The 25848-nt window shown below is 54.0% G+C and carries 19 protein-coding genes, 1 tRNA gene and 3 rRNA genes; 16 read left to right on the top strand and 7 right to left on the bottom strand.

The genetic code is table 11. From position 1 onward, the window contains the following. Positions 1–10 precede the first annotated feature (10 nt). The 6 genes from ubiJ to tatD all read left to right on the top strand — a co-directional run bounded on the left by ubiJ (position 11) and on the right by tatD (position 4744). The gene (ubiJ, locus tag EM595_RS16340; protein WP_067434530.1) at positions 11–616 is read left to right on the top strand and encodes a ubiquinone biosynthesis protein UbiJ; all 606 of its coding nucleotides are present in this window, start codon (positions 11–13) and stop codon (positions 614–616) included. After that, positions 613–2250 carry a ubiquinone biosynthesis regulatory protein kinase UbiB gene (gene ubiB, locus EM595_RS16335; RefSeq protein WP_067434527.1) on the top strand — a complete coding sequence of 546 codons (1638 nt, stop codon included), beginning with the start codon at positions 613–615 and terminating at the stop codon, positions 2248–2250. The genes ubiJ and ubiB overlap by 4 nt, the downstream gene beginning before the upstream one ends. A gap of 102 nt (positions 2251–2352) precedes the next feature. Further along, positions 2353–2604 carry a Sec-independent protein translocase subunit TatA gene (gene tatA, locus EM595_RS16330; protein ID WP_067434524.1) on the top strand — a complete coding sequence of 84 codons (252 nt, stop codon included), beginning with the start codon at positions 2353–2355 and terminating at the stop codon, positions 2602–2604. A 3-nt stretch (positions 2605–2607) separates the two neighbouring features. After that, positions 2608–3129: a Sec-independent protein translocase protein TatB gene (gene tatB / locus EM595_RS16325; protein WP_067434521.1), complete on the top strand. Its 522-nt coding sequence runs from the start codon at positions 2608–2610 to the stop codon at positions 3127–3129. Beyond that, positions 3119–3871, top strand: a complete 753-nt coding sequence (tatC, locus tag EM595_RS16320) for a Sec-independent protein translocase subunit TatC (RefSeq protein ID WP_067434518.1) — start codon at positions 3119–3121, stop codon at positions 3869–3871. The genes tatB and tatC overlap by 11 nt, the downstream gene beginning before the upstream one ends. A gap of 90 nt (positions 3872–3961) precedes the next feature. Then, a complete protein-coding gene (gene tatD / locus EM595_RS16315) occupies positions 3962–4744 on the top strand; it encodes a 3'-5' ssDNA/RNA exonuclease TatD (RefSeq protein ID WP_067434515.1) in 783 nt (260 codons plus the stop codon). A 27-nt stretch (positions 4745–4771) separates the two neighbouring features. Here tatD and rfaH read toward each other — a convergent pair whose 3' ends face one another. Then, entirely contained in the window at positions 4772–5260 is a 489-nt protein-coding gene (gene rfaH / locus EM595_RS16310; protein WP_067434512.1) for a transcription/translation regulatory transformer protein RfaH, read from the bottom strand. 202 nt (positions 5261–5462) lie between these two features. On the opposite strand from rfaH, the gene ubiD reads away from it, so the two are divergent. Both ubiD and fre read left to right on the top strand, forming a co-directional pair. Then, positions 5463–6947, top strand: a complete 1485-nt coding sequence (ubiD, locus tag EM595_RS16305) for a 4-hydroxy-3-polyprenylbenzoate decarboxylase (RefSeq protein ID WP_067434510.1) — start codon at positions 5463–5465, stop codon at positions 6945–6947. Between the two features lie 41 nt (positions 6948–6988). After that, positions 6989–7690 (top strand): NAD(P)H-flavin reductase, encoded by a 702-nt coding sequence (gene fre / locus EM595_RS16300; protein WP_067434506.1) that lies wholly within the window; start codon positions 6989–6991, stop codon positions 7688–7690. Positions 7691–7739: 49 nt separating this feature from the next. Here fre and fadA read toward each other — a convergent pair whose 3' ends face one another. Together fadA and fadB are read right to left on the bottom strand one after the other, a co-directional pair. Next, positions 7740–8903 (bottom strand): acetyl-CoA C-acyltransferase FadA, encoded by a 1164-nt coding sequence (gene fadA, locus EM595_RS16295; protein WP_067434503.1) that lies wholly within the window; start codon positions 8901–8903, stop codon positions 7740–7742. A gap of 9 nt (positions 8904–8912) precedes the next feature. Further along, the gene (gene fadB / locus EM595_RS16290) at positions 8913–11096 is read right to left on the bottom strand and encodes a fatty acid oxidation complex subunit alpha FadB (RefSeq protein WP_067434500.1); all 2184 of its coding nucleotides are present in this window, start codon (positions 11094–11096) and stop codon (positions 8913–8915) included. A 185-nt stretch (positions 11097–11281) separates the two neighbouring features. Between fadB and pepQ the strand changes: the two genes are divergently transcribed. From pepQ to rrf, 8 genes are all read left to right on the top strand, one after another. Next, positions 11282–12613: a Xaa-Pro dipeptidase gene (gene pepQ / locus EM595_RS16285; RefSeq protein ID WP_067434497.1), complete on the top strand. Its 1332-nt coding sequence runs from the start codon at positions 11282–11284 to the stop codon at positions 12611–12613. Continuing rightward, on the top strand, positions 12613–13242 hold the full coding sequence (locus EM595_RS16280) for an IMPACT family protein (RefSeq protein WP_067434495.1): 630 nt from the start codon (positions 12613–12615) through the stop codon (positions 13240–13242). The genes pepQ and EM595_RS16280 overlap by 1 nt, the downstream gene beginning before the upstream one ends. A gap of 12 nt (positions 13243–13254) precedes the next feature. Then, a complete protein-coding gene (gene trkH / locus EM595_RS16275) occupies positions 13255–14706 on the top strand; it encodes a Trk system potassium transporter TrkH (protein WP_067434492.1) in 1452 nt (483 codons plus the stop codon). A 16-nt stretch (positions 14707–14722) separates the two neighbouring features. After that, entirely contained in the window at positions 14723–15259 is a 537-nt protein-coding gene (hemG, locus tag EM595_RS16270; RefSeq protein ID WP_067434489.1) for a menaquinone-dependent protoporphyrinogen IX dehydrogenase, read from the top strand. A 406-nt stretch (positions 15260–15665) separates the two neighbouring features. Then, positions 15666–17207 (top strand): 16S ribosomal RNA (locus EM595_RS16265). A 90-nt stretch (positions 17208–17297) separates the two neighbouring features. Beyond that, positions 17298–17370, top strand: a tRNA-Glu gene (locus tag EM595_RS16260). A 214-nt stretch (positions 17371–17584) separates the two neighbouring features. Next, positions 17585–20489: ribosomal RNA gene (locus EM595_RS16255) — 23S ribosomal RNA — on the top strand. Positions 20490–20587: 98 nt separating this feature from the next. After that, positions 20588–20703 (top strand): 5S ribosomal RNA (gene rrf, locus EM595_RS16250). Together the 16S, 23S and 5S rRNA genes with 1 tRNA gene alongside form the textbook arrangement of a ribosomal RNA operon. Positions 20704–21221: 518 nt before the next feature. On the opposite strand, the gene EM595_RS16245 is transcribed toward rrf, so the two are convergent. Genes EM595_RS16245 through EM595_RS16230 form a run of 4 tightly spaced genes read right to left on the bottom strand, consistent with a single transcriptional unit; the run spans position 21222 to position 25768 of the window. Then, a complete protein-coding gene (locus EM595_RS16245) occupies positions 21222–21731 on the bottom strand; it encodes a hypothetical protein (protein WP_067434486.1) in 510 nt (169 codons plus the stop codon). Between the two features lie 6 nt (positions 21732–21737). Next, positions 21738–22625, bottom strand: coding sequence for a hypothetical protein (locus tag EM595_RS16240; protein ID WP_067434483.1), 888 nt, complete (start codon positions 22623–22625; stop codon positions 21738–21740). Between the two features lie 4 nt (positions 22626–22629). Further along, positions 22630–23331, bottom strand: coding sequence for a hypothetical protein (locus EM595_RS16235; protein WP_067434480.1), 702 nt, complete (start codon positions 23329–23331; stop codon positions 22630–22632). Continuing rightward, positions 23318–25768, bottom strand: coding sequence for a TcfC E-set like domain-containing protein (locus EM595_RS16230; protein WP_225701265.1), 2451 nt, complete (start codon positions 25766–25768; stop codon positions 23318–23320). The genes EM595_RS16235 and EM595_RS16230 overlap by 14 nt, the downstream gene beginning before the upstream one ends. Positions 25769–25848: the final 80 nt, after the last annotated feature.

Raw genomic sequence — 25848 nt, 5'->3', positions numbered from 1 at the left:
AGGATAATGCATGATCCTCACGCCACTGTTAACCGCAGGTCTGGAGACCGCGCTTAACCACATTCTGTACCGCGATCGCAGTATGAAAGCCGCGCGGCAGCGCCTGAGTGGCAAAGTGTTGTCGCTTTCTCTGCAGGAATTTTCTCAGCCGATGACGCTGGTGTTCAGTGAGCAGCAGCTTGATGTGCTGGGCGAATGGCAGGGCAGCAGCGACTGCACGGTTAAAACGTCCCTGCGCACCTTGCCTGAACTGCGGGATCGTCAACAGCTTACCCGTCTACTGCGTAGCGGCGCGCTGGACGTCGAAGGCGATTTGCAGGTCGTGCAGAACTTTTCCGCGCTGCTGGATATGGCTGAACTCGATCCCGCTGAATATCTGGCCCCGTGGGTCGGTGACATCGTTGCGCAGGGCATGAGTCAGTCCGCGCGGCGCGCATTCGCTTTTTTCCGTACCGATCTGCAACGCAAACAGGTTTACCTGGCGGAGACGCTCACCGAAGAGTGGCGTGTGACGCCGGGCGCGCTGGAGCTCGCCTGGTTTGCAGAAGAAGTTGACGCGATGACGCGTTCGCTTGACGCGCTAAGCGCACGAATCGCACAGCTGGAGGCGAAATGACGCTGGGAGAAATACGTCGAGCCTGGTTTATCGTAAAAACCTTTCTCACTTACGGACTGGATGAATTTATACCGCAAACGCGGATCACGTTGCCGATTCGTCTGTGGCGACGCACGCTGTTTTGGGTGCCGAATCAACATAAAGAAGCCGCTGCCGGTGCCCGTTTGCGCCTGGCAATGGAGCATCTGGGGCCGGTATGGATCAAGCTGGGTCAGATGATGTCGACCCGTCGCGATCTGTTTCCGCCGCACATTGCCGATCAGCTGGCCATGCTGCAGGATCGCGTGGCACCGTTTGACGGTGTGAAAGCGAAAGCGCAGATGGAAAAATCACTGGGCGGCCCGATTGAAACCTGGTTCGATGATTTTGATATCACGCCACTGGCTTCAGCTTCGATTGCTCAGGTACATACCGCGACGATGAAAGAGAATGGCCGCAAGGTGGTCATCAAGGTGATTCGTCCCGATATTCTGCCGGTGATCAAGGCGGATATGCGTCTGATCTATCGCCTGGCGAGCTGGCTGCCGCGCCTGCTGCCGGACGGACGCCGTCTGCGCCCTGCGGAAGTGGTGCGCGATTATGAAAAAACGCTGCTCGATGAGCTGAATTTGCTGCGCGAATCGGCCAATGCCATTCAACTGCGCCGCAATTTTGAAAACAATACGCTGCTGTACGTACCGGAAGTTTTCTCCGACTACTGCAGTGAAACCATGATGGTGATGGAGCGGATTTACGGTATTCCGATTTCGGATGTGGTGGCGCTGGAGCAGCATGGTGTAAACATGAAGCTGCTGGCCGAACGCGGCGTGCAGGTGTTCTTTACGCAGGTGTTTCGCGACAGTTTCTTCCACGCCGATATGCATCCCGGGAATATCTTTGTCAGCTATGACCACCCGGAAGATCCGCAATATATCGCGATTGACTGCGGGATTGTCGGCTCGCTGAACAAAGAAGATAAGCGCTATCTGGCGGAGAATTTCATCGCCTTCTTTAATCGCGATTATCGCAAGGTAGCCGAACTGCATGTTGATTCAGGCTGGGTGCCCGCGGATACCAACGTTGAAGACTTTGAGTTCGCTATTCGTACGGTGTGCGAGCCGATTTTTGAAAAGCCGCTGGCGGAAATCTCCTTTGGTCACGTGCTGCTGAACCTGTTTAATACCGCGCGTCGTTTCAACATGGAAGTCCAGCCGCAGCTGGTGCTGTTGCAAAAAACCTTGCTCTATATTGAAGGAGTAGGGCGCCAGCTCTATCCGCAGCTTGATCTGTGGAAGACCGCCAAGCCGTTTCTGGAAGACTGGATCAAGGATCAGGTCGGTATTCCGGCCATCATTCGTGCCGTCAAAGAGAAAGCTCCTTACTGGGCAGAGAAGCTGCCTGAGTTGCCGGAACTGGTTTACGACAGCCTGCGTCAGCACAAACGTTTGCAACAAAGCGTCGATAGACTGGCAACCGATATGCAGGCGCAGCGCACTCGCCACCATCAGTCACGTTTTCTGTTTGGTATCGGCGCCACGCTGTTGTTAAGTGGAACGGCCATCGTGTTAAAACGGCCGGAACTCGATTTTCTCCCCGCTATTATGATTGCGGCGGGCATCGTTACCTGGCTGGTTGGTTGGCGCAAGACAAACTGATTGTCAGGTTATCTTAAAGGCGCTAATGTCGCTGGATCGGGCCGCAGCCTGTCTGTACGGCGTCATTAGTCAGATTATACGTATTGAGTAGAGGTTTATGTCATGGGCGGTATAAGTGTCTGGAATTTATTGATTATTGCAGTGATTGTGGTGCTGCTTTTTGGAACGAACAAGCTCCGTAATCTCGGTTCGGATTTAGGATCGTCGATCAAAGGCTTCAAAAAGGCGATGAGCGACGACGACAAGAAAGAAACCGATCATCAGGACGCTGATTTCACCGCTAAAACGCTGGCGGACAAGCAGCATACTGAGGCGACGAAAGACGAAGCCAAGAAAGACAAAGAGCAGGTGTAAACCGTGTTCGACATTGGTTTTAGTGAACTGGCATTGGTCTTCATCATCGGGCTGATTGTGCTCGGCCCGCAGCGTTTACCGGTTGCGGTGAAAACGGTGGTTGGCTGGATCCGCGCGATGCGCTCGCTGGCGGCTAACGTGCAGAACGAGCTGGCGCAGGAGCTGAAACTGCAGGAGCTGCAGGACAGCCTGAAGAAAGTGGAGCAGGCCAGCCGCGACTCTTTATCGCCGGAGCTGAAGGAGTCGATGGATGAGCTGCGTAAAAGCGCCGAGTCGATGAAGCGCTCCTATACCGGCGATAATGAAAAGGCTGACGATGAAGCCTACACCATTCATAACCCGCTGAAGAAAAACGAAGAGATGTCGCATGCGACGCCAGCTGAAGCCGATATGCAGGCCAGCGCGCCTGCTCAGGCACCCGCTGAGACCGACGCGGAAGTCGAGCCAAAAGCGGCGGCGACTGAGACAAAACCTGCTGATTCAGCCACCTCTCACGAAGCGATAAACACTCCTCATGGCCGTTGAAGATACCCAACCGCTTATCAGCCATCTTATTGAGCTGCGTAAGCGTCTGCTCTACTGCATTGGCGCCATCCTGGCCGTTTTCCTGGTCTTGATCTGGTTTGCCAATGATATCTACCATATCGTTGCCTCACCGCTGATTGCGCAAATGCCGGTTGGCGCCAGCATGATCGCCACCGACGTGGCGTCGCCATTTTTTACGCCGATCAAACTGACTATCATCGTTTCGATTTTTCTGTCGGTGCCGGTCATTCTCTATCAGGTTTGGGCGTTTATTGCGCCAGCGCTCTATCGGCATGAACGTAAACTGGTTATGCCGCTGCTGTTTTCCAGCTCGGTACTCTTTTACGTTGGCGTGGCGTTTGCCTACTTTGTTGTCTTTCCGCTGGCCTTTGGCTTTTTTGCCAAAACCGCGCCGGAAGGCGTGCAGATAGCCACAGATATCAGTAACTATCTCGATTTCGTCATGTCGCTGTTTATGGCATTTGGCGTGGCCTTTGAAGTGCCAATTGCGATTGTACTGCTGTGCTGGACTGGCGTAACCAGCCCGGAAGACTTGAAAAAGAAACGGCCCTATATGTTGGTCGGCGCGTTTGTCATCGGCATGTTATTAACGCCGCCGGACGTTTTTTCGCAAACTTTGCTCGCTATTCCGATGTACTGTCTGTTTGAAGTCGGCGTATTCTTTTCCCGTTTCTATGTGGGGAAAAGGCGACAGGATATGGCTGACGAGCAAGAGTCATAACCCTGATCGGTTACGCACTCTCCCGCACACTGGCGGAGAACTCATTCACTCAACCGCCCAATGGGCGGTTTTTTTCTATCGGGATAAAAGATGTTTGATATCGGTGTAAACCTGACCAGCACGCAGTTTGCAAAAGATCGCGAACAGGTGGTTGCCCGCGCGCGCGCAGCGGGCGTCACCGGCATGCTGTTGACCGGCACCAACGCGCTGGAGAGTCAGCAGGCGCAAAGCCTGGCACGGCGTCACCCGGGCTACTGCTGGTCCACAGCGGGCATACATCCGCACCATGCCAGCGAATGGTCAGGGGAAACGGCCGCTACGCTGCGCCGTCTGGCCGAAAGTGATGAAGTCGTGGCAATTGGTGAGTGCGGGCTCGATTTTAACCGCAATTTCAGCGCCCATGAGCAGCAGGAATATGCGTTCACCGCCCAACTGACGCTGGCGGCAGAACTGGAGATGCCGGTTTTTCTGCATTGCCGCGATGCACATACACGCTTTGAAGCGTTGCTGACACCCTGGGCGGATAAGCTAACGGGCGCGGTGGTGCACTGCTTTACCGGCAACCAGCAAGAGCTGGAGGCGTGTCTGGCGATGGGGCTAATGATTGGTATTACCGGCTGGGTGTGCGATGAGCGACGCGGCCTGGCGCTGCGTGAGTTGTTGCCGCTAATACCGGCAGATCGGCTGCTGTTGGAAACTGACGCACCCTATTTGCTGCCGCGAGATATGCGGCCGCGCCCTACCTCACGCCGCAATGAACCTTGCTATCTGCCGCATATTGTTCAGCAGGTCGCGCACTGGCGAAATGAAGAGCTGGACGTGCTGGCTGCACAGCTGGAGAGCAACAGCCGACGTCTGTTCCGTCTGCCGTGAGGGTCATGACCGGGTTTGCACACCCGGTCAGAGCTTTTGAAACTGCTTATTTTCCACGCTGCGAATAATCTGCTTGTTGAGCATATTGAGCAGCAGCATTGAGCGCGCTTCGCCATCGGGTTCGGTAAAAATCGCCTTGAGCCCTTCAAAGGTGCCTTCGGTGATCAGCACTTCATCGCCGGCCTGTGGGGTTTCCGGATCAACCATAGAAACAGGCGTGTCGGTTTGCAGCGCTGCGATAACCGTGTGCGGCACGGTAGCAGGCTGATTGCCAAAACGGACAAAATGGCTGACGCCGCGCGTGGAGCTGATGGTTGTGGTATGAATATCTTCTGGATCGAATTCGATAAACAGATAGTTTGGAAACAGCGGCTCGCTGACCGTGGTGCGTTTACCGCGTACCACCTTTTCCATCGCGATCATGGGGCTGAGACAATGCACTGCCTGCCGCTCCAGGTGCTCCCTGGCGCGTAACAATTGACCTCTTTTGCAGTAGAGCAGGTACCAGGATTCCATAACGTCACATTCCAATTTTCGGATGTTAAGAATATCAAAACTGTGCTGAGAGTTATAGCGCATCCACGAGCCGACGTGCGGCGATAAGCGAAAAACAGCGCCAGCGCAGGCAATTATTCGCAGCGGATTGCCACACAAAATTCAACACAGCGCGCTAATCAATCCTATAATGGCCGCTTCACTTGCCGGAACAATAAGCAGCATGAAATATCAGGACTTACGCGACTTCATGGCGTTGCTTGAGCAGCGCGGAGAGCTAAAACGCATTACCCAGTCAATCGATCCGATTCTGGAGATGACTGAAATCGCCGATCGCACCTTGCGCGCGGGCGGACCCGCTTTGCTGTTTGAAAACCCCAAAGGCTATGACATGCCGGTGCTGTGCAACCTGTTTGGCACGCCGAAACGCGTGGCGATGGGCATGGGGCAGGAAGAGGTCAGCGCCCTGCGCGAAGTGGGCAAACTGCTGGCGTTTCTGAAAGAGCCTGAACCGCCGAAAGGCTTCCGCGATCTGTTCGATAAGATGCCGCAGTTCAAGCAGGTTCTGCATATGCCGACCAAGCGGCTGCGTAATGCGCCTTGTCAGCAAAAGGTGATGCAGGGCGATGAGGTCGATCTAAGCAAAATTCCGGTGATGAAGTGCTGGCCGGAAGATGCGGCTCCGCTGATCACCTGGGGCTTGACCGTAACGCGCGGTCCGCACAAAGAGCGGCAGAATCTTGGTATCTATCGCCAACAGGTGATTGGCAAAAACCGCCTGATTATGCGCTGGTTGTCACATCGCGGCGGCGCGCTGGATTTCCAGGAATGGTGCAAAGCGCATCCGGGCGAACGCTTCCCGGTCGCCGTGGCGCTGGGCGCCGATCCCGCCACCATCCTGGGCGCGGTCACGCCGGTGCCGGATACGCTGTCAGAATATGCCTTTGCTGGTCTGCTGCGCGGCAACAAAACTGAAGTGGTGAAGTGTATCTCCAACGATCTGGACGTGCCCGCCAGTGCAGAAATTGTGCTGGAAGGGTATATCGAGCCAGGCGATATGGCGCCGGAAGGCCCCTATGGCGATCATACCGGCTACTATAATGAGATAGATGATTTCCCGGTGTTCACCGTGACGCATGTGACGCAGCGCCATGACGCCATCTATCACTCAACCTATACCGGTCGGCCGCCGGATGAGCCTGCGGTATTGGGCGTAGCGCTCAACGAAGTGCTGGTGCCCATCCTGATTAAACAGTTTCCGGAAATTGTCGATTTCTATCTGCCGCCAGAGGGCTGTTCTTACCGGCTGGCTGTGGTAACGATGAAGAAACAGTACGCCGGCCATGCCAAGCGGGTAATGATGGGCGTCTGGTCATTTCTGCGGCAGTTTATGTACACCAAATTTGTTATCGTATGTGACGACGACGTGAATGCGCGCGACTGGAACGACGTGATTTGGGCGATTACGACACGCATGGATCCGGCACGCGACACCGTGCTGATTGAAAATACGCCGATTGACTATCTCGACTTCGCCTCACCGGTTTCCGGTCTCGGCTCCAAAATGGGGCTTGATGCCACCAACAAATGGCCGGGAGAGACGCAGCGAGAATGGGGACGGCCTATCGAAAAAGATCCGGCGGTAACGGCGCGTATTGACGCGATATGGGATGAGTTAGGCATCTTTACTCAGCCGCCGCAGCGTTAATGGCGGCCACTACGATAATGACGACCCGACAGAGGGAACGCATGACAACTTTAAGCTGTAAAGTGACTTCAGTTGAAGCCATCACCGATACCGTTTTCCGGGTACGTCTGATTCCGGAAGCTGATTTTAGCTTTCGGGCGGGGCAGTATCTGATGGTGGTGATGGATGAGCGCGACAAACGCCCGTTCTCACTGGCTTCAACGCCGATGGAAAAGGATATCATTGAGCTGCATATCGGGGCTTCTGACCACAATCTTTATGCGATGGCGGTAATGGATCGTATTCAGCAGGAGCGTCAGATCACCGTCGATCTGCCACATGGCGACGCCTGGCTGCGTGAAGAGGGCGATCGTCCGTTGATCCTGATCGCGGGCGGTACCGGCTTCTCCTATGCCCGTTCTATTTTGCTGACGGCGCTGGCGCAGCAGCCTGACCGCGACATCGCTATTTACTGGGGCGGCCGTGAGTTAAAGCACCTGTACGATTTGGATGAGCTGAACGCGCTGGCGGTGAAGCATCCGCAACTGCAGGTTATTCCGGTGGTGGAACAGCCTGAAGCGGGATGGCAAGGGCGCAGTGGCACCGTGCTTACCGCGGTGATGCAGGATTTTGGTACGCTCAGCGAGCACGATATTTACATCGCTGGCCGCTTTGAAATGGCCAAAATCGCCCGTGAACGTTTTTGTGCCGAGCGCGGCGCGCTGGAAGCGCACATGTTTGGCGATGCGTTTGCCTTTATCTGATGTCTAAATAATCATCCCGCCGTGCGATGACCGGCGGGATGATTGTTGCCTACACGCGTTCGAATACCGTAGCGATGCCCTGTCCTAAACCGATGCACATGGTAGCAAGACCGAACTCAGCGTTACGCTGTTCCATCAGGTTAAGCAGCGTGGTGCTGATACGCGCACCAGAGCAGCCCAGTGGATGACCCAGCGCAATAGCTCCACCGTTAAGGTTTACTTTCTCATCCAGCTTATCGAGCAGATGCAGCGCTTTCAGACAAGGTAACGTCTGCGCAGCAAACGCCTCGTTAAATTCAAACAGATCGATATCCTGCACACTGAGTCCGGCGCGCTTGAGCGCTAATTCCGTGGCGGGCACCGGTCCAAACCCCATTAATGATGGATCGCAGCCGGTTACCGCCATGGCCCGGATGCGCGCACGCGGTTTTAATCCCAGCGCGGCAGCCCGCGATTCGCTCATGATCAGCATGGCGGCGGCACCATCGGAGAGCGCGGAAGAGCTGGCTGCGGTGACCGTACCGTTGCGGGGATCAAACGCCGGTTTCAGCGCGGCAAGCGCCTCAATGTGCGTATCCGGACGAATCACCTCATCATAATCAAAGCGTTGCAGCGCACCATCGGCATCATGGCCATATGTTGGCACGATCTCATGAGCAAACTGCCCGGACTGGGTTGCCTGCCAGGCGCGCTGATGTGAACGTACCGCGAAAGCATCCTGCATTTCACGGCTGATATGGTGCACCTGCGCCAGCATTTCAGCAGTCAGTCCCATCATGCCAGCTGCCTTCGCCACGGTTTTGCTCAGGCCTGGATGGAAATCGACGCCGTGGCTCATCGGCACGTGGCCCATATGCTCAACGCCGCCGATCAGGCAGCTGTGCGCATCGCCAACCATAATAGCCCGTGCGCCATCGTGTAGCGCCTGCATTGAGGAGCCACACAGCCGGTTAACGGTGGTTGCCGGTACGCGATGCGGAATTTCCGCCAGCAGCGCCGCGTTGCGGGCAATATTAAATCCTTGTTCCAGCGTTTGTTGTACGCAGCCCCAATAAATATCATCCAGCTGCGCCGCTTCCAGCGCCGGGTTACGGCTTAACAGGGCGCGCATCAGATGAGCAGAGAGGTCTTCTGCTCGTACCTGGCGAAACGCGCCGCCTTTCGAGCGGCCCATAGGCGTACGTACCGCATCTACGATCACTACATGTTCCATAATTTCTCCTTACACGCTTTTCAGCGGCTGATGAGCACGCGCGGGCGTGGCCGGATACCAGCTTTCGTGCTGCTCCGCTTTTTGCAGTAGCAGAGCGGGCGGCGTATAGAGCGGGCCAAGCGCGGCATAGTGCTGCGCCATCTCAACAAACCGCGCGTTGCCGAGCGTATCGAGATAGCGCAGTGCGCCGCCATGAAACGGCGGGAAGCCAAGACCATGAACCAGCGCCATATCCGCTTCCGCTGGTGAGGCGATGATATTTTCTTCCAGGCAACGCACCACTTCATTCAGCATAGGAATCATCATGCGGGCGATGATCTCCTCGTCGCTGAAGGAACGCGCCGGCTGACATATCGGCTGTAGCAACGCAGCGATTTCGGCATCGGGCTGCCTGACCGCCTTGCCTTTTTTGTCTGTTTCCCAGCGCCAGAATCCGCTGCCGTTTTTCTGACCGTAACGCTGGGCGGCAAACAGCAGATCGATGGCATTCTGCTCTGGCGTCTTCATGCGCGTCGGGAAACCATCGGCCATCACCTGCTGGGCATGATGAGCGGTGTCGATGCCTACTATGTCCAGCAGCCATGATGGCCCCATTGGCCAGCCAAAAGTTTTTTCCATCACCTTATCTATCTGACGGAAATCAGCGCCGTCGCGTAACAGCAGATTAAAGGCAGCAAAATAGGGAAAGAGCACGCGGTTGACGAAAAATCCGGGACAGTCGTTAACCACCACCGGCGTTTTACCCATTTTCAACGCCCAGCCAATCACCTGCGCCAGCGTGCTGTCGGCAGTTTTCTCGCCACGAATAATTTCTACCAGCGGCATACGGTGCACCGGGTTGAAAAAGTGCATGCCGCAAAAATTTTCCGGCCGCTTCAACGCCTGAGCAAGATCGCCAATTGGAATGGTCGAGGTATTGCTGGCAATGATGGTATCGCTGCGTACCTGACCTTCGGTCTCCTGCAACACCGCACGTTTTACCGTTGGATTTTCCACCACCGCTTCCACCACGATATCAACCCGATCGAAGTCGGCGAAGCTGAGCGTTGGTTGAATGCTGGCAATGATACGGGTGAGCTGTGCGCCAGTAATTTTGCCGCGTTCCAACTGCTTGTTCAGCAGCTTGCCCGCTTCCTGCATCCCCAGCGTCAGCGCATTTTCGCGAATATCTTTCATGCGCACCGGCACACCTTTGGCGGCAGACTGATAAGCGATGCCGCCGCCCATAATTCCGGCACCCAGCACCGCCGCCTGTTGTGGCGAACGTGCCGACTGTGCGAGCTTTTTGGCTTTGCTTTTGACCCACTGATCGTTGAGGAAAATGCCGACCAGCGCGCGTGCTTCGTTTGACTGCGCCAGCGGAACAAAGGCAGCCGTTTCCAGCTTCAACGCGCCGTCGCGTCCCAGATGCGCCGCTGCTTCAATGGTTTTGACCGCAGTCAAGGGCGCAGGGTAGTGCTTACCGGCCGTCTGCATCACCAGCGCTTTAGCAGTGGTAAAGCTCATTTTCGCTTCAACTGCTGAGAGCTTTAATGGCTGCAGTTTGGGCGCACGGCGTGCCCGCCAGCTTTGCTCCTCGATCGCTGCCTGCAGCATGCGCAGCGCCGCCGCAGCCAGCTTCTCCGGCGCGACAATGGCATCGACCAGACCCAGCGACAGCGCGTTGGCGGCATCCACCTCTTTGCCCGCTGCGATGATTTCCAGTGCGTTATCCGCACCGATCAAACGCGGCAGGCGGACGGAGCCACCAAAGCCGGGCATGATGCCAAGCTTGGTTTCTGGCAGGCCGATGCGCGTATCCGGAGTGGCAACGCGAAAGTCGGTGGCCAGTACACATTCGCAACCGCCGCCCAGCGCATAACCATTAACGGCGGTCAGCGTAGGCACCGGCAGATCTTCCAGTCGGTTGAAAATCGCATTGGCGTCATTCAGCCAGTCAGTCAGCTGGTTGGCCGGAGCGGAAAACAGCGTCAAAAACTCGGTGATATCGGCGCCAACAATAAAGGCGGGCTTGCGTGAACTCACCAGCAGGCCACGCAGCGCGGGTTCATTTTCCAGCAGGGTAAGGGCTTCGCCCAGATTAGCTACCGTGGCGGTATCGAGTTTATTCACCGAGCCTGGCGCATTGAAAACCAGCTCGGCGATGCCATCGGTAAGCCAGTCGAGAGAAAGGGTATCGCTTTGATAAAGCATGTCTGTCTCCTGAGACCACAAAAGGGATCTGGTCATACCAGATGATCGAGAGTGTGAGATTGATGTTAATTATTTGCAAACGCAGCTGTACTGATTTGCTAAGGCGATCACAGCTGCTGCCGTGCGCTATCCTTTCAGCGGCTGTGATAAGATGCGGGCATTTCGCATACACCGGAGGAAAGTAGATGGACGCACTGAACACCCTGTATAAAGATCATCTCGCGACGTTGCAGCAACGGGCGCAGCAGGCGCTGGCACACAGCCAGCATGACGCTTTGCTGATTCACTCTGGCGAGCTGTTAACCGTGCATCTGGACGATCATCATTATCCGTTCAAGGTTAATCCGCAGTTCAAAGCCTGGGTGCCGGTCACGCAGGTCGCCCACTGTTGGCTGTGGGTCGATGGCGTGAATAAACCCAAACTGTGGTTTTACTCACCGGTAGACTACTGGCACAACGTGGAACCGCTGCCGCATAGCTTCTGGACCGATGAGATTGAGATCGTTGCGCTGCGAAACAGTGCGGACATTGGCAGTTTGCTGCCAGCACATCGTGAAAATGTTGCCTATATTGGCCCGGTTCCGGCACGCGCAACGCAGCTGGGCATCCGCGCCGATGCCATCAATCCTGCCGTGGTGATGAATTACCTTGATTACCATCGCGCTTACAAAACCGACTATGAGCTGGCCTGTATGCGCGAGGCGCAAAAGCTGGCGGTGGCGGGGCATCTGGCAGCAAAAGAAGCCTTCCTTTCCGGCATGAGCGAGTTTGATATCAACCTCGCTTATTTATCGGCTACCGGCCATCGCGACACCGATGTGCCTTACGGCAATATCATCGCGCTTAACGAACATGCCGCTGTGCTCCATTACACCAAACTCGATGCGCGTGCGCCGGAAGAGATGCGCAGCTTTTTGATCGACGCCGGTGCGGAATATAACGGCTACGCGGCCGATCTCACCCGTAGCTATGCCGCCCAGAAAAACTCGCTGTATGGCCAGCTGGTGCAGGAGATGAACCACCAGGAGCTGGCGCTGATCGACACCCTGAAAGCGGGCGTGCGCTACACCGAATATCATCAGCAGATGCATGAGCGCATTGCCAGGATGCTGCTGAAGTTTGAGTTGATAAAAGGCATCAGCGCAGAGGCGATGGTAGCGGAAAACCTTACCGGGCCGTTTATGCCTCACGGGTTGGGTCATCCATTAGGCTTGCAGGTACATGATGTCGGTGGCTTTATGCAGGATGAGCAGGGCACGTCGCTGGCGGCACCTGCGCAATATCCGTTCCTGCGCTGCACACGTATGCTCGAACCACGCATGGTGCTGACCATCGAGCCGGGATTCTATGTGATCGATTCCCTGCTGGAGCCGCTGCGCAACGGTGCATTTAGCCAGCATATTGACTGGTCGGCTATCGATGCGCTCAGGCCTTATGGCGGCATCCGCATTGAAGATAACGTGGTGATTCACGCGAATCGTTTAGAAAACATGACGCGCGATCTGCACCTGCCCTGATGGATGCTTATGAAATTCCTGCTGAGCCAGTCAGTGTCAGCGAGGAAACCATCAAGAAGAGCCGCTTTATTACGCTGTTAGCGCATACTGATGGCGTTGAAAACGCGCGGGCTTTTGTCCAGCGCGTTAAGGCGGAGCACCCGGCCGCGCGCCATCATTGCTGGGCATGGGTAGCGGGCGCGCCGCAGGATTCACAGCAGTTGGGTTTTTCCGATGATGGTGAGCCCTCTGGCACGGCTGGCAAGCCGATGCTTGCTCAGCTGATGGGCAGCCAGCTCGGTGAGATCACCGCGGTGGTTGTGCGCTATTACGGCGGTATCATGCTGGGCACCGGCGGCCTGGTAAAAGCCTATGGCGGCGGCGTACAACAGGGGCTGAAGCTGTTGGTACCGCAGACTAAAACGCCGATGGCGACTTTTCAGCTGCGGTGTGAATATGCTCAGCTTGCTGAAGTAGAAAGAATCATCAAACGCTTTGCCGGCAACGTGTTGCACAGTGAGTTCCAGGCGGAAATTACCCTCTGGCTTGCTTTGCCCTATGCACAGGTGGCAGGGTGCCGACAAAATTTGTCCGATTTTAGCCGCGGTGCGTTGGTGCTGACGGCGAGCGAACATTCTCTATCAGGTTAAGGAAACGGCTTAATGCATTTTCGTGCCATTACCCGCATCGTCGGTTTGCTGGTCATTTTGTTCTCAGGCACGATGATTGTGCCCGGGCTGGTGGCGTTGCTTTATCGCGACGGTGCCGGACGCGCCTTCAGTCAGACCTTTATCATGGCGCTGATTATTGGTGCATTATTATGGTGGCCCAACCGTAAGCAGAAGAAAGAGCTGAAGCCGCGAGAAGGGTTTTTGATTGTGGTGCTGTTCTGGACGGTGTTGGGCAGCGTCGGTGCAATGCCTTTTATCTTTTCAGAGCACCCGAATCTGTCGGTCACCGACGCCTTCTTTGAGTCGTTCTCTGGCTTAACCACAACCGGCGCGACCACGCTGGTCGGGCTCGACTCATTGCCCAAAGCCATCCTCTTCTATCGCCAGATGCTGCAATGGTTTGGCGGCATGGGAATTATTGTGCTCGCTGTGGCGATCCTGCCTATTCTTGGCGTCGGCGGCATGCAGCTCTACCGTGCGGAAATGCCCGGTCCGCTGAAAGATAATAAGATGCGGCCGCGCATTGCTGAAACGGCTAAAACTTTGTGGCTGATCTATGTATTGCTGACCATCGCCTGTGCCCTGGCGTTATGGCTGGCTGGTATGCCGTTATTCGATGCGATTGGTCACAGCTTCTCCACTATCGCCATTGGTGGCTTTTCCACTCACGATGCCAGCATCGGCTATTTTAACAGCCCAACGATCAACACCATTATTGCCATATTCCTGCTGATTTCAGGCTGTAACTACGGCCTGCATTTCTCTTTGCTCAGCGGACGTAACCTGCGCGTTTACTGGCGCGATCCGGAATTTCGTACTTTTATCGGTGTCCAGCTGACGCTGGTGTTGATCTGCACCATTGTACTGTGGTTCCACAACGTTTATCCCACTACGTTGCAGACGCTGAATCAGGCCTTTTTTCAGGTGGTCTCGATGGCCACTACGGCGGGTTTCACCACCGATAGCATTGCACGCTGGCCACTTTTCCTGCCTGTACTGCTCTTATGCTCCGCCTTTATTGGCGGCTGTGCGGGTTCGACCGGCGGCGGGTTAAAAGTGATTCGCATTTTGCTGCTCTGTAAACAGGGCTCGCGTGAACTGAAACGCCTGGTTCACCCGAACGCGGTCTACTCTATTAAGCTGGGCAATCGCGCGCTGCCGGAACGCATCCTCGAAGCGGTATGGGGATTCTTTTCAGCCTATGCGCTGGTTTTTCTGGTCAGTATGCTGGCAATCATCGCCACCGGCGTGGATGACTTCTCCGCGTTTGCTGCGGTCGCAGCCACATTAAACAATCTCGGCCCGGGTTTAGGCGTAGTAGCGGATAACTTTACCTCCATGAACGATGTCGCAAAATGGATATTGATTTCAACTATGCTTTTCGGCCGCCTCGAAGTTTTCACGCTGTTGGTGCTCTTTACGCCAACGTTCTGGCGTGAATAGATAAAGAAGGACAGTAATGAAAGCCCTTATTCTTTTTTCCAGCCGTGATGGGCAAACGCGTGAAATTGCCTCTTATGCAGGCAAATGCATATCAGAGCAGCAGGAATGTGACGTGATGGATATCCTGCATGTCGGTACGGTCGACTGGGCGCAATACGATCGCGTGCTTATCGGTGCTTCTATTCGTTATGGACGTTTTCATTCGGCAGTAGCGAATTTTGTGAAGCAGAACCTGGAAGCTTTGCAGCAAAGGCCATCAGGTTTCTTCTGCGTTAACCTTACCGCGCGTAAACCAGAAAAACGCACGCCGCAGACCAATGCCTATATGCGGAAGTTTCTACTTACGTCGCCGTGGCAGCCCGATTGCTGTGCGGTGTTTGCCGGTGCGCTGCGTTATCCGCGTTATGGCTGGCTGGATCGCGTGATGATTCAGTTGATTATGAAGATGACCGGCGGTGAAACGGATAAAACAAAAGAAGTGGAGTATACAGACTGGCAGCAGGTTGCCAGTTTTGCCCGTGAATTTGCCTGTTTTCCGGTCAAATCGAAGTGAAAAGCATCGCTTTGAATGAAAAAAAAGCAGTCAGAATTTATTTTAAAATTAGCCCTTGTCAGCCTGCAGAAATTCCCTATAATGCGCCTCCACTGACACGGAACAACGGCTTACACAGCGGCGCGTCAGGAGGTTCGGGAAGCTGAACCGCCGGAAAAAATCCTGAGAAAAGGGATTGACTCCGAAGGAGGAAAGCGTAATATACGCCACCTCGCAACGGACGGTTAACCCGCCGGTTGCGCTGCTCTTTAACAATTTATCAGACAATCTGTGTGGGCACTCGCAGGATTGATATCAGCGTCTCCGGACGCAAAAAAATATCAAGTCTTAAGAGTGAACACGTATTGAAATTCATTACGACGTTTTCCTTGAGCATCGCTTCACGAGTTGAAGCAAATCGAACTTTTAATTGAAGAGTTTGATCATGGCTCAGATTGAACGCTGGCGGCAGGCCTAACACATGCAAGTCGAACGGTAGCACAGAAGAGCTTGCTCTTCGGGTGACGAGTGGCGGACGGGTGAGTAATGTCTGGGGATCTGCCCGATGGAGGGGGATAACCACTGGAAACGGTGGCTAATACCGCATAACGTCGCAAGACCAAAGTGGGGGACCTTCGGGCCTCACACCATCGGATGAACCCAGATGGGATTAGCTAGTAGGTGGGGTAACGGCTCACCTAGGCGACGATCCCTAGCTGGTCTGAGAGGATGACCAGCCACACTGGAACTGAGACACGGTCCAGACTCCTACGGGAGGCAGCAGTGGGGAATATTGCACAATGGGCGCAAGCCTGATGCAGCCATGCCGCGTGTATGAAGAAGGCCTTCGGGTTGTAAAGTACTTTCAGCGGGGAGGAAGGGGACGAGGTTAATAACCTCGTTCATTGACGTTACCCGCAGAAGAAGCACCGGCTAACTCCGTGCCAGCAGCCGCGGTAATACGGAGGGTGCAAGCGTTAATCGGAATTACTGGGCGTAAAGCGCACGCAGGCGGTCTGTTAAGTCAGATGTGAAATCCCCGGGCTTAACCTGGGAACTGCATTTGAAACTGGCAGGCTTGAGTCTTGTAGAGGGGGGTAGAATTCCAGGTGTAGCGGTGAAATGCGTAGAGATCTGGAGGAATACCGGTGGCGAAGGCGGCCCCCTGGACAAAGACTGACGCTCAGGTGCGAAAGCGTGGGGAGCAAACAGGATTAGATACCCTGGTAGTCCACGCCGTAAACGATGTCGACTTGGAGGCTGTGAGCATGACTCGTGGCTTCCGGAGCTAACGCGTTAAGTCGACCGCCTGGGGAGTACGGCCGCAAGGTTAAAACTCAAATGAATTGACGGGGGCCCGCACAAGCGGTGGAGCATGTGGTTTAATTCGATGCAACGCGAAGAACCTTACCTGCTCTTGACATCCACGGAATTCGGCAGAGATGCCTTAGTGCCTTCGGGAACCGTGAGACAGGTGCTGCATGGCTGTCGTCAGCTCGTGTTGTGAAATGTTGGGTTAAGTCCCGCAACGAGCGCAACCCTTATCCTTTGTTGCCAGCGATTCGGTCGGGAACTCAAAGGAGACTGCCGGTGATAAACCGGAGGAAGGTGGGGATGACGTCAAGTCATCATGGCCCTTACGAGCAGGGCTACACACGTGCTACAATGGCGCATACAAAGAGAAGCGACCTCGCGAGAGCAAGCGGACCTCACAAAGTGCGTCGTAGTCCGGATCGGAGTCTGCAACTCGACTCCGTGAAGTCGGAATCGCTAGTAATCGTGGATCAGAATGCCACGGTGAATACGTTCCCGGGCCTTGTACACACCGCCCGTCACACCATGGGAGTGGGTTGCAAAAGAAGTAGGTAGCTTAACCTTCGGGAGGGCGCTTACCACTTTGTGATTCATGACTGGGGTGAAGTCGTAACAAGGTAACCGTAGGGGAACCTGCGGTTGGATCACCTCCTTACCTGAAGATACCTTCCCGCGCAGTGTCCACACAGATTGTCTGATAGAAAGTAAAGAAGCAGGACGGCTGCGAAGTCGAGACACCTTGTGTGTCCCTTCGTCTAGCGGTTAGGACTCCGCCCTTTCACGGCGGCAACAGGGGTTCGAATCCCTAGGGGACGCCACCTGCTCGGTGACAGGTGAAAGGTGTCGCTGAAAAATAGCCTGAAGTGCGCCCGCGGGTGTCCTTTGTGATATTTGCTCTTTAACAATCCGGAACAAAGCTGAAAATTGAAAACGACACGCCGCCGCGTCCCTCCGTAATAAGGGGCGCAGAGAGCGGCGTGTTCGCGTCACGCTTATGACCGCAGCGTCTCACGAGACGCCTGTGGGTTGTGAGGTTAAGTGACGAAGCGTACACGGTGGATGCCCAGGCAGTCAGAGGCGATGAAGGGCGTGCTAATCTGCGATAAGCGTCGGTAAGGTGATATGAACCGCAACAGCCGACGATACCCGAATGGGGAAACCCGGTGCACTCAGGTGCATCATTGCAGCATGAATACATAGTGCTGCAAGGCGAACCGGGGGAACTGAAACATCTAAGTACCCCGAGGAAAAGAAATCAACCGAGATTCCCCCAGTAGCGGCGAGCGAACGGGGAGGAGCCCGGAACCATCATCAGCTTGTGCATTAGTGGAAGCGTCTGGAAAGTCGCACGGTACAGGGTGACAGTCCCGTACACAAAAATGCACCTGCTGTGAGTTCGAAGAGTAGGGCGGGACACGTGGTATCCTGTCTGAATATGGGGGGACCATCCTCCAAGGCTAAATACTCCTGACTGACCGATAGTGAACCAGTACCGTGAGGGAAAGGCGAAAAGAACCCCGGCGAGGGGAGTGAAACAGAACCTGAAACCGTGTACGTACAAGCAGTGGGAGCACCTTCGTGGTGTGACTGCGTACCTTTTGTATAATGGGTCAGCGACTTATATTCTGTAGCAAGGTTAACCGTATAGGGGAGCCGCAGGGAAACCGAGTCTTAACTGGGCGTTAAGTTGCAGGGTATAGACCCGAAACCCGGTGATCTAGCCATGGGCAGGTTGAAGGTTGGGTAACACTAACTGGAGGACCGAACCGACTAATGTTGAAAAATTAGCGGATGACCTGTGGCTGGGGGTGAAAGGCCAATCAAACCGGGAGATAGCTGGTTCTCCCCGAAAGCTATTTAGGTAGCGCCTCGTGAACTCATCTTCGGGGGTAGAGCACTGTTTCGGCTAGGGGGCCATCCCGGCTTACCAACCCGATGCAAACTGCGAATACCGAAGAATGTTATCACGGGAGACACACGGCGGGTGCTAACGTCCGTCGTGAAGAGGGAAACAACCCAGACCGCCAGCTAAGGTCCCAAAGTCATGGTTAAGTGGGAAACGATGTGGGAAGGCCCAGACAGCCAGGATGTTGGCTTAGAAGCAGCCATCATTTAAAGAAAGCGTAATAGCTCACTGGTCGAGTCGGCCTGCGCGGAAGATGTAACGGGGCTAAACCATGCACCGAAGCTGCGGCAGCGGCGCGCAAGCGTTGTTGGGTAGGGGAGCGTTCTGTAAGCCGTCGAAGGTGGACTGTGAGGTCTGCTGGAGGTATCAGAAGTGCGAATGCTGACATAAGTAACGATAAAGCGGGTGAAAAGCCCGCTCGCCGGAAGACCAAGGGTTCCTGTTCAACGTTAATCGGAGCAGGGTGAGTCGACCCCTAAGGCGAGGCCGAAAGGCGTAGTCGATGGGAAACAGGTTAATATTCCTGTACTCGGTGTTGCTGCGAAGGGGGGACGGAGAAGGTTAGGTTGGCCGGGCGACGGTTGTCCCGGTTTAAGCGTGTAGGTGTGTGTTCCAGGCAAATCCGGTTCACTTTAACACTGAGGCGTGACGACGAGGCACTACGGTGCTGAAGCAACTGATACCCTGCTTCCAGGAAAAGCCTCTAAGCATCAGGCAGCATCAAATCGTACCCCAAACCGACACAGGTGGTCAGGTAGAGAATACCAAGGCGCTTGAGAGAACTCGGGTGAAGGAACTAGGCAAAATGGTGCCGTAACTTCGGGAGAAGGCACGCTGGCGCGTAGGTGGAGGGACTTGCTCCCCGAGCCGAAGCCAGTCGAAGATACCAGCTGGCTGCAACTGTTTATTAAAAACACAGCACTGTGCAAACACGAAAGTGGACGTATACGGTGTGACGCCTGCCCGGTGCCGGAAGGTTAATTGATGGGGTTATCGCAAGAGAAGCTCCTGATCGAAGCCCCGGTAAACGGCGGCCGTAACTATAACGGTCCTAAGGTAGCGAAATTCCTTGTCGGGTAAGTTCCGACCTGCACGAATGGCGTAATGATGGCCAGGCTGTCTCCACCCGAGACTCAGTGAAATTGAACTCGCTGTGAAGATGCAGTGTACCCGCGGCAAGACGGAAAGACCCCGTGAACCTTTACTACAGCTTGACACTGAACATTGAGCCTTGATGTGTAGGATAGGTGGGAGGCTTTGAAGCGCGGACGCCAGTCCGCGTGGAGCCAACCTTGAAATACCACCCTTTAACGTTTGATGTTCTAACGTGGCCCCGTGATCCGGGGTGCGGACAGTGTCTGGTGGGTAGTTTGACTGGGGCGGTCTCCTCCCAAAGCGTAACGGAGGAGCACGAAGGTCAGCTAATCACGGTCGGACATCGTGAGGTTAGTGCAATGGCATAAGCTGGCTTGACTGCGAGAGTGACGGCTCGAGCAGGTGCGAAAGCAGGTCATAGTGATCCGGTGGTTCTGAATGGAAGGGCCATCGCTCAACGGATAAAAGGTACTCCGGGGATAACAGGCTGATACCGCCCAAGAGTTCATATCGACGGCGGTGTTTGGCACCTCGATGTCGGCTCATCACATCCTGGGGCTGAAGTAGGTCCCAAGGGTACGGCTGTTCGCCGTTTAAAGTGGTACGCGAGCTGGGTTTAGAACGTCGTGAGACAGTTCGGTCCCTATCTGCCGTGGGCGCTGGAGAACTGAGGGGGGCTGCTCCTAGTACGAGAGGACCGGAGTGGACGCATCACTGGTGTTCGGGTTGTCATGCCAATGGCACTGCCCGGTAGCTAAATGCGGAAAAGATAAGCGCTGAAAGCATCTAAGCGCGAAACTTGCCCCGAGATGAGTTCTCCCTGAGACTATAAGTCTCCTGAAGGGACGTTGAAGACTACGACGTTGATAGGCCGGGTGTGTAAGCGCAGCGATGCGTTGAGCTAACCGGTACTAATGACCCGTGAGGCTTAACCTTACAACGCCACAGGCGTTTTGCAGTGACGCGGTTTCAATTTTCAGCACGTACCGGATTATCGGGCCCGCCTTTTTTGGGGGGGTCCGGAACAGAATTTGCCTGGCGGCACTAGCGCGGTGGTCCCACCTGACCCCATGCCGAACTCAGAAGTGAAACGCCGTAGCGCCGATGGTAGTGTGGGGTCTCCCCATGCGAGAGTAGGGAACTGCCAGGCATCAAACCAGAAGGGCCCCGCGCGAAAGCGCGGGGCCCTTTCCCATGGAAAAAATAAGGCGCTCTCCGGATTGCCGGGGCGACGGCCGGCCGCGGCGAGCGGGGGCTTTACCCGCCGGAGCGGGCCGGCGATAATGCGGCCGGCCTGCGCGGCCCCGGCGGCGCGATCCCGGGCCCGAACCAGACCCTACCCCAGAACCCACTCTGATATATATAATTTTCCTTCTCCCGCAGCCTGCGATCCGTTTCAGGTTACTTATTGCGCCCATTATACACCCGGATCAGAAGCCCTTCATTCATCTGCAATCTCCTTTACAGGCTGGTTTTAAAGCATCAATTGTAATAATTGTGCTAAATGACGTTGCTGGCATTTAACTGCAAAATGATTTTTATTTGATTATGCAGGCCTATAAAAAAGGGCCCACGCTTTACGTAAGCCCCTGCTGAACTCTTCACTAAATAACCTGTACTAAAACGTACGCCAAATATCCTGTAGCAATATTATGATTAGCCATCGCGCTAAACGGATGGCGTAACAAGTACTTCGAACGTGCCGCTATAACGTCCTAAAGGATAGGTTTCGCTGCGTTGTGCAGAAACAAAATTCACCCTCACACCGCGTTGTGGATCCGGTACGTCAGAAAAGTTGGGATAAACTTGCTGATTGTATACGGGAAAGCTGGTTGCTGACTCAGCTCCATCAGGGGTAATCCATGTTGTGTTTATTTTCATACGATCGTTATTTTCTGAGATAAGATCGCTATCATTCAACGCGTTGAACCGCAGGCCAACAGAATTAGCATTACCTATGAAATGAAATGCCGGTGTTCTGGCTGTCATATAACCGCCTTGGTTCTCCAGCACCAGGCTAATTGCACCGTTCGTCACATCTCGCCCATCAACATATATTCTTACGCTGGTACTGATCTCAGCCTGAACATCAATCGATGTTTTCACAGACGTTGCTGCTTGCACCGCGGGCACTGCCGCAAATGCCAGTAAAAATCTTGTAACTATTTTCTTTATCATTTTTTGTTACCCTTCCGGAGTAATGACAGCAGTTAGCCTGTCTGTTAAACGTGTACCGGCAGCCATACCTCGAGTTTGTTTACCTTCAAGCCGAAACTGAATCTCGATCTCTTCACTGGTCACTTCGCCTGCCGGAAGCTGCCCGTAGATCCTGTCGCTGGGCACGATACTCTTACCTGCAATAATAATGTGATAAGGCATACTTTCTTCCCCAGAAGGCGTGCGGAGCTGCCATTGATTATTAGATTGCTGTGTCGATTCAAACCCCAGCCGATAGGGCAATGCGTTACTGGTAGCGAGGGCTGTTTTGGTAATGCGCAAACGCGCACTGGCCAGTGCATCACGTGTGTCACCCACTTCACCGAAGCCCAGTGCAGGTTTATCAAAACGTGCAGATAACACTGAAGCATCGGAATCGATCGCGCTAAGATCCAGATAGATCGGCGACGTTGAAGCAGTATTGCCTGCAGTTTGAGCACGGAGATGACCAATTTGCAGTCGTGTTGCTGAAGCCAGCTGCATCAATGCCCGTCTTTCACCTTTAAAGGAAATCTCAGGCTGCAGGTTTATCCAGCGTTGGCGGGAAACACTTTCAAGATGCCATGACGCACCGCAGAGTAGTTTTTCGGATGATATTGCATGACGAAATGAGAGTGAAAATGAAGCCACACTAAGCATGCCATTTTCACACTGCGCCGTGCCGTCAGGAAGAAGCTGAATAGCCAGTGGTTTTTCCGCCGCCTGCTGAAATTGCACTATTCCTGCTCCACCGGTGTTGCCACCCTCCGTCAGCATTTTAAAGCCGCCGCCCGGCTGAACATAAATCACCAGTGCCGTTTCCGCGCTGACGTACAGCGGTAACAGCAGCGCACTGCAGAGCAGTAATTTCATCATCTGTTTACTCCCGATGTTGGCATTGCTCATAGACATGCAGCTTGCCATCCATTTCGAATGCCAGGCGTTTGCTGACGCTTAACGTACGTGGGTGCGTGGGATAGATATTGAATGATTTCCGATCTTGTCGACCGTCAATAACAAGGTTGCGCAACTCGCTGCGCACGTTGCCGGTTGCGGTTATTGTCCACGAATTACCCTTACAATTCAGGCTAATTCCTCTGTCATGCTTGCCCTCAGGCAGATACCGTAATAGGACGTCATAACCAACGGCAAAGCGAACCTTGCCTTTATCCAGCTCCTGTTCCGGGTAGCTGGGCCGAATTCGCAGCCGATAAACTGTTTCATGACTCACCGATTTAAGCGGCAGAATCCTGACTTTGCGCTCTTCGCCATAAGGGACAATCAGCTTGCTGGGGCTAAAAAGCAACGTCGGATCCGCTGCACCCAACTCTTTGATACGATTCTCATTGTTGTCACCAGGATTAGTGACTCTGAACAACTCCAGCGTCACAAATTCATAGCGTTCGCTATCAGTGGGCGTGGCGTTATCCTGTGCTCGTAATGCCGAACGTACAGAAATAAAGTTTTCACGAGGCGTATCCTGACGTATCTCTTTAACCACCGGAAAAACCTCAATAGCCTGCACGCTGGCCACCGCTAATACGACACAGAAAGGAAGCGTGTACCATTTATTCAATTTCACAATTCACCTCACGAATTTGCATAACGCCTTGCGTCATTTTGATCTCCTGCTCAATGAGCGGGCACAGGTAAGCCTGGCCATCCTTTTGTACTGAAAGCGCGTTAAGCTGCTGATGACTTTCCAGCTGATAATCACCTACGAACAATCCTTCCTCATCGGTCATGGCATTGGCGCCAACCACGCGGGCATTGGCCAAAGGGCGCCCCGCCAGATAAAGACGGCCGGTGACGGTAAGATTTTGAGTTGCGGCGAGCCTGACGTGATAAACCTGCCCGGGCATAGCCCAGGTGGAAGGACTTGTGGTTTTTAACGTATAAAAGGCATTATTTTTAACGGTGAACAACTGCTCCGCTTTCGGCGCAATCTTTTGATAAGGCGTCATACTCAACGTGGTTTTCTGTCCACCTTTAATGATTACCGGTTCATTACTGCGGTTTCGCACTTCGAAAAACTGATCTTTTGGCAGCGTACTGGCATCCACGATTAGCGCCGCAGCATTTTCCATTTTACCGAAGGCGATCTCGCCGCCACCGACGGCGAATCCGCCGCGTTGTGAAAGATAATGTTGACGATAATCAGAGGTGCCGAAAGATTGCGAAACACCGACGGACGTCGAACCAAAGCGGTTATCAATGCTTGCACCCGCACCGATGTTGTTGCTGTCATCTGCGCTGCGGTTGACGCTGGCGTTGACAACATATCGGCTGGCGCGATCAAAGGCCGGATTATCCAGATTGAGCGCATAGTCAGCGCCGTAATTATTTTTATGATCGTCGCTCAGACGGGTCCGCACATGTAATGCCTGATAGTGATCAAAACTTCGTTCGCGCATACCGAGCGTTAACTGAGCATAAATACGATCTTCGGTAGTGTTGTTGTAGTTATACCGGCCAACGTATTCATTAATGCCGTGGTGATAGCCCACGTCAACGCGCAGGTTAAGGCTGTCAGCCAGAGAGAAGTCGCGATTGAGATTAATATCCCAGCTTTTAAACGCTGATTTATTCTCACGTCCATACTGCTGATAAAACGTGTTCAATCCATAGCTCAGGCTCAGGCCGATATTCCCCGGAATAAATGTCGTGGCACCAAATTGCCATGATTCAAAATCCCATGCGGGTACCACGCCAAAACGTCGATAGCCCTCTTCATCACCTTTATACAGATAGTCCCGGTAGCTGAAATTAAGCCCGAGACGGTAGAGATTCTTCATCGCGCCGAGCTGATAGCCGCGGCTTCCCTGGTCGCCGTAAATGCCATCGGCATACAGACGCTCGGCAAACCAGCTGTTTATTGGTATATCCAGACTACTACTGGCAAAAAGACGGTTGTCGTCTGTTAACAGGCCGCCGCCGACGGAAAATGCGGTTGGCGACGTCCAGGCAAGTGAAACATTGCTCACCAGATGATTGCTGATGTTATAGCGGCTGTTAATGCCGGCTTTTGTGCGGGCGAGCAGTGCTCCCTGACGCGGGTCATAGCGGCCAAACTGCAGAATGTATTCAACCTCTCCAGAGTGAAAGGTGCCGTTACGCTTGAAAAATGGCTGGCTCTTCTCCTCTCTGGCACCGTTAATAAGCCTGGATACCAGCAGTACGTCGTAGCCGCCCGCTGGCCAGCTGGCAGTATCAAGATGCTGTAGCCCTGCCGGAAACTGTTGAATATCGATCATTCGCCCCTGGCGATAGACCTCAACGGTTCCCGCCTGGGGCAAATAAATCGTCACCGGTGAAGCAGCACCGGTGCCAGCAGAAAGATAGTTGTCGCCCATGTAACCCAGCGCGATACCATCAAAACTTACGGGGTTAAAAAAACTGTAGGATGCAGAAGGCGTGCCGGTAATAAGGTTGTCGCTAAGGCGCTGCCGGCCCATCTTAAAACGTTGATTCTTATGTTCCAGATAAAGTGCCAATTCCTCAAGACTAAAATCCGTATCGCGTGCGTAACTCCATGCGCTTCGTAGATAGGTATTTCCGGTAAAATTAAGCGTTTCGCTGGCGCTCAGGCTCAGGTTATCGCCATACGAATCAGCAAGATAATTAAGGTTGTGTGCATGGACAAATCCCGGATTGCTCTGATAAGGAATAAAGCTTTTTTCCTTATCCGGGCGATCGCTACGAAACAAATTTGCTGGCAGAATCACACGTAACGTTGCGTTGCTCTCATCAAGCATGACACCAATATCACTGTCGCCAGCGGCATCTGCAGAAAGCCGCTTCAGAGGTGCCGACAATGCGGACAACAGCGCAGCCTGAGACAGAGTAAGCGAGGTAGCATCGGCCGTAAAAATTTGTTCGGCCACCGCAATCGGTGAGAGCAACAACACATCCTGACGATCAAAATCAACGCTAAATGTACCCAGAGAAAGATCGCCATACAGCACCTCAAAAATGCCTTGTTGACGAGCATTAAAAATATCTTCAAAACCCTTAGGCACCGGTACCGCGGTTGAGGCGATTAACGACGCCGCGCAGAAAAAACTTATTATTGTAATAAGAGTATTTTTTATATATGTAA

The sequence above is a fragment of the Duffyella gerundensis genome, from assembly GCF_001517405.1.
Classification (GTDB): domain Bacteria; phylum Pseudomonadota; class Gammaproteobacteria; order Enterobacterales; family Enterobacteriaceae; genus Duffyella; species Duffyella gerundensis.
Note: the sequence above shows the minus strand (reverse complement) of the source record. Positions and strands in the feature narration are given on the sequence as shown.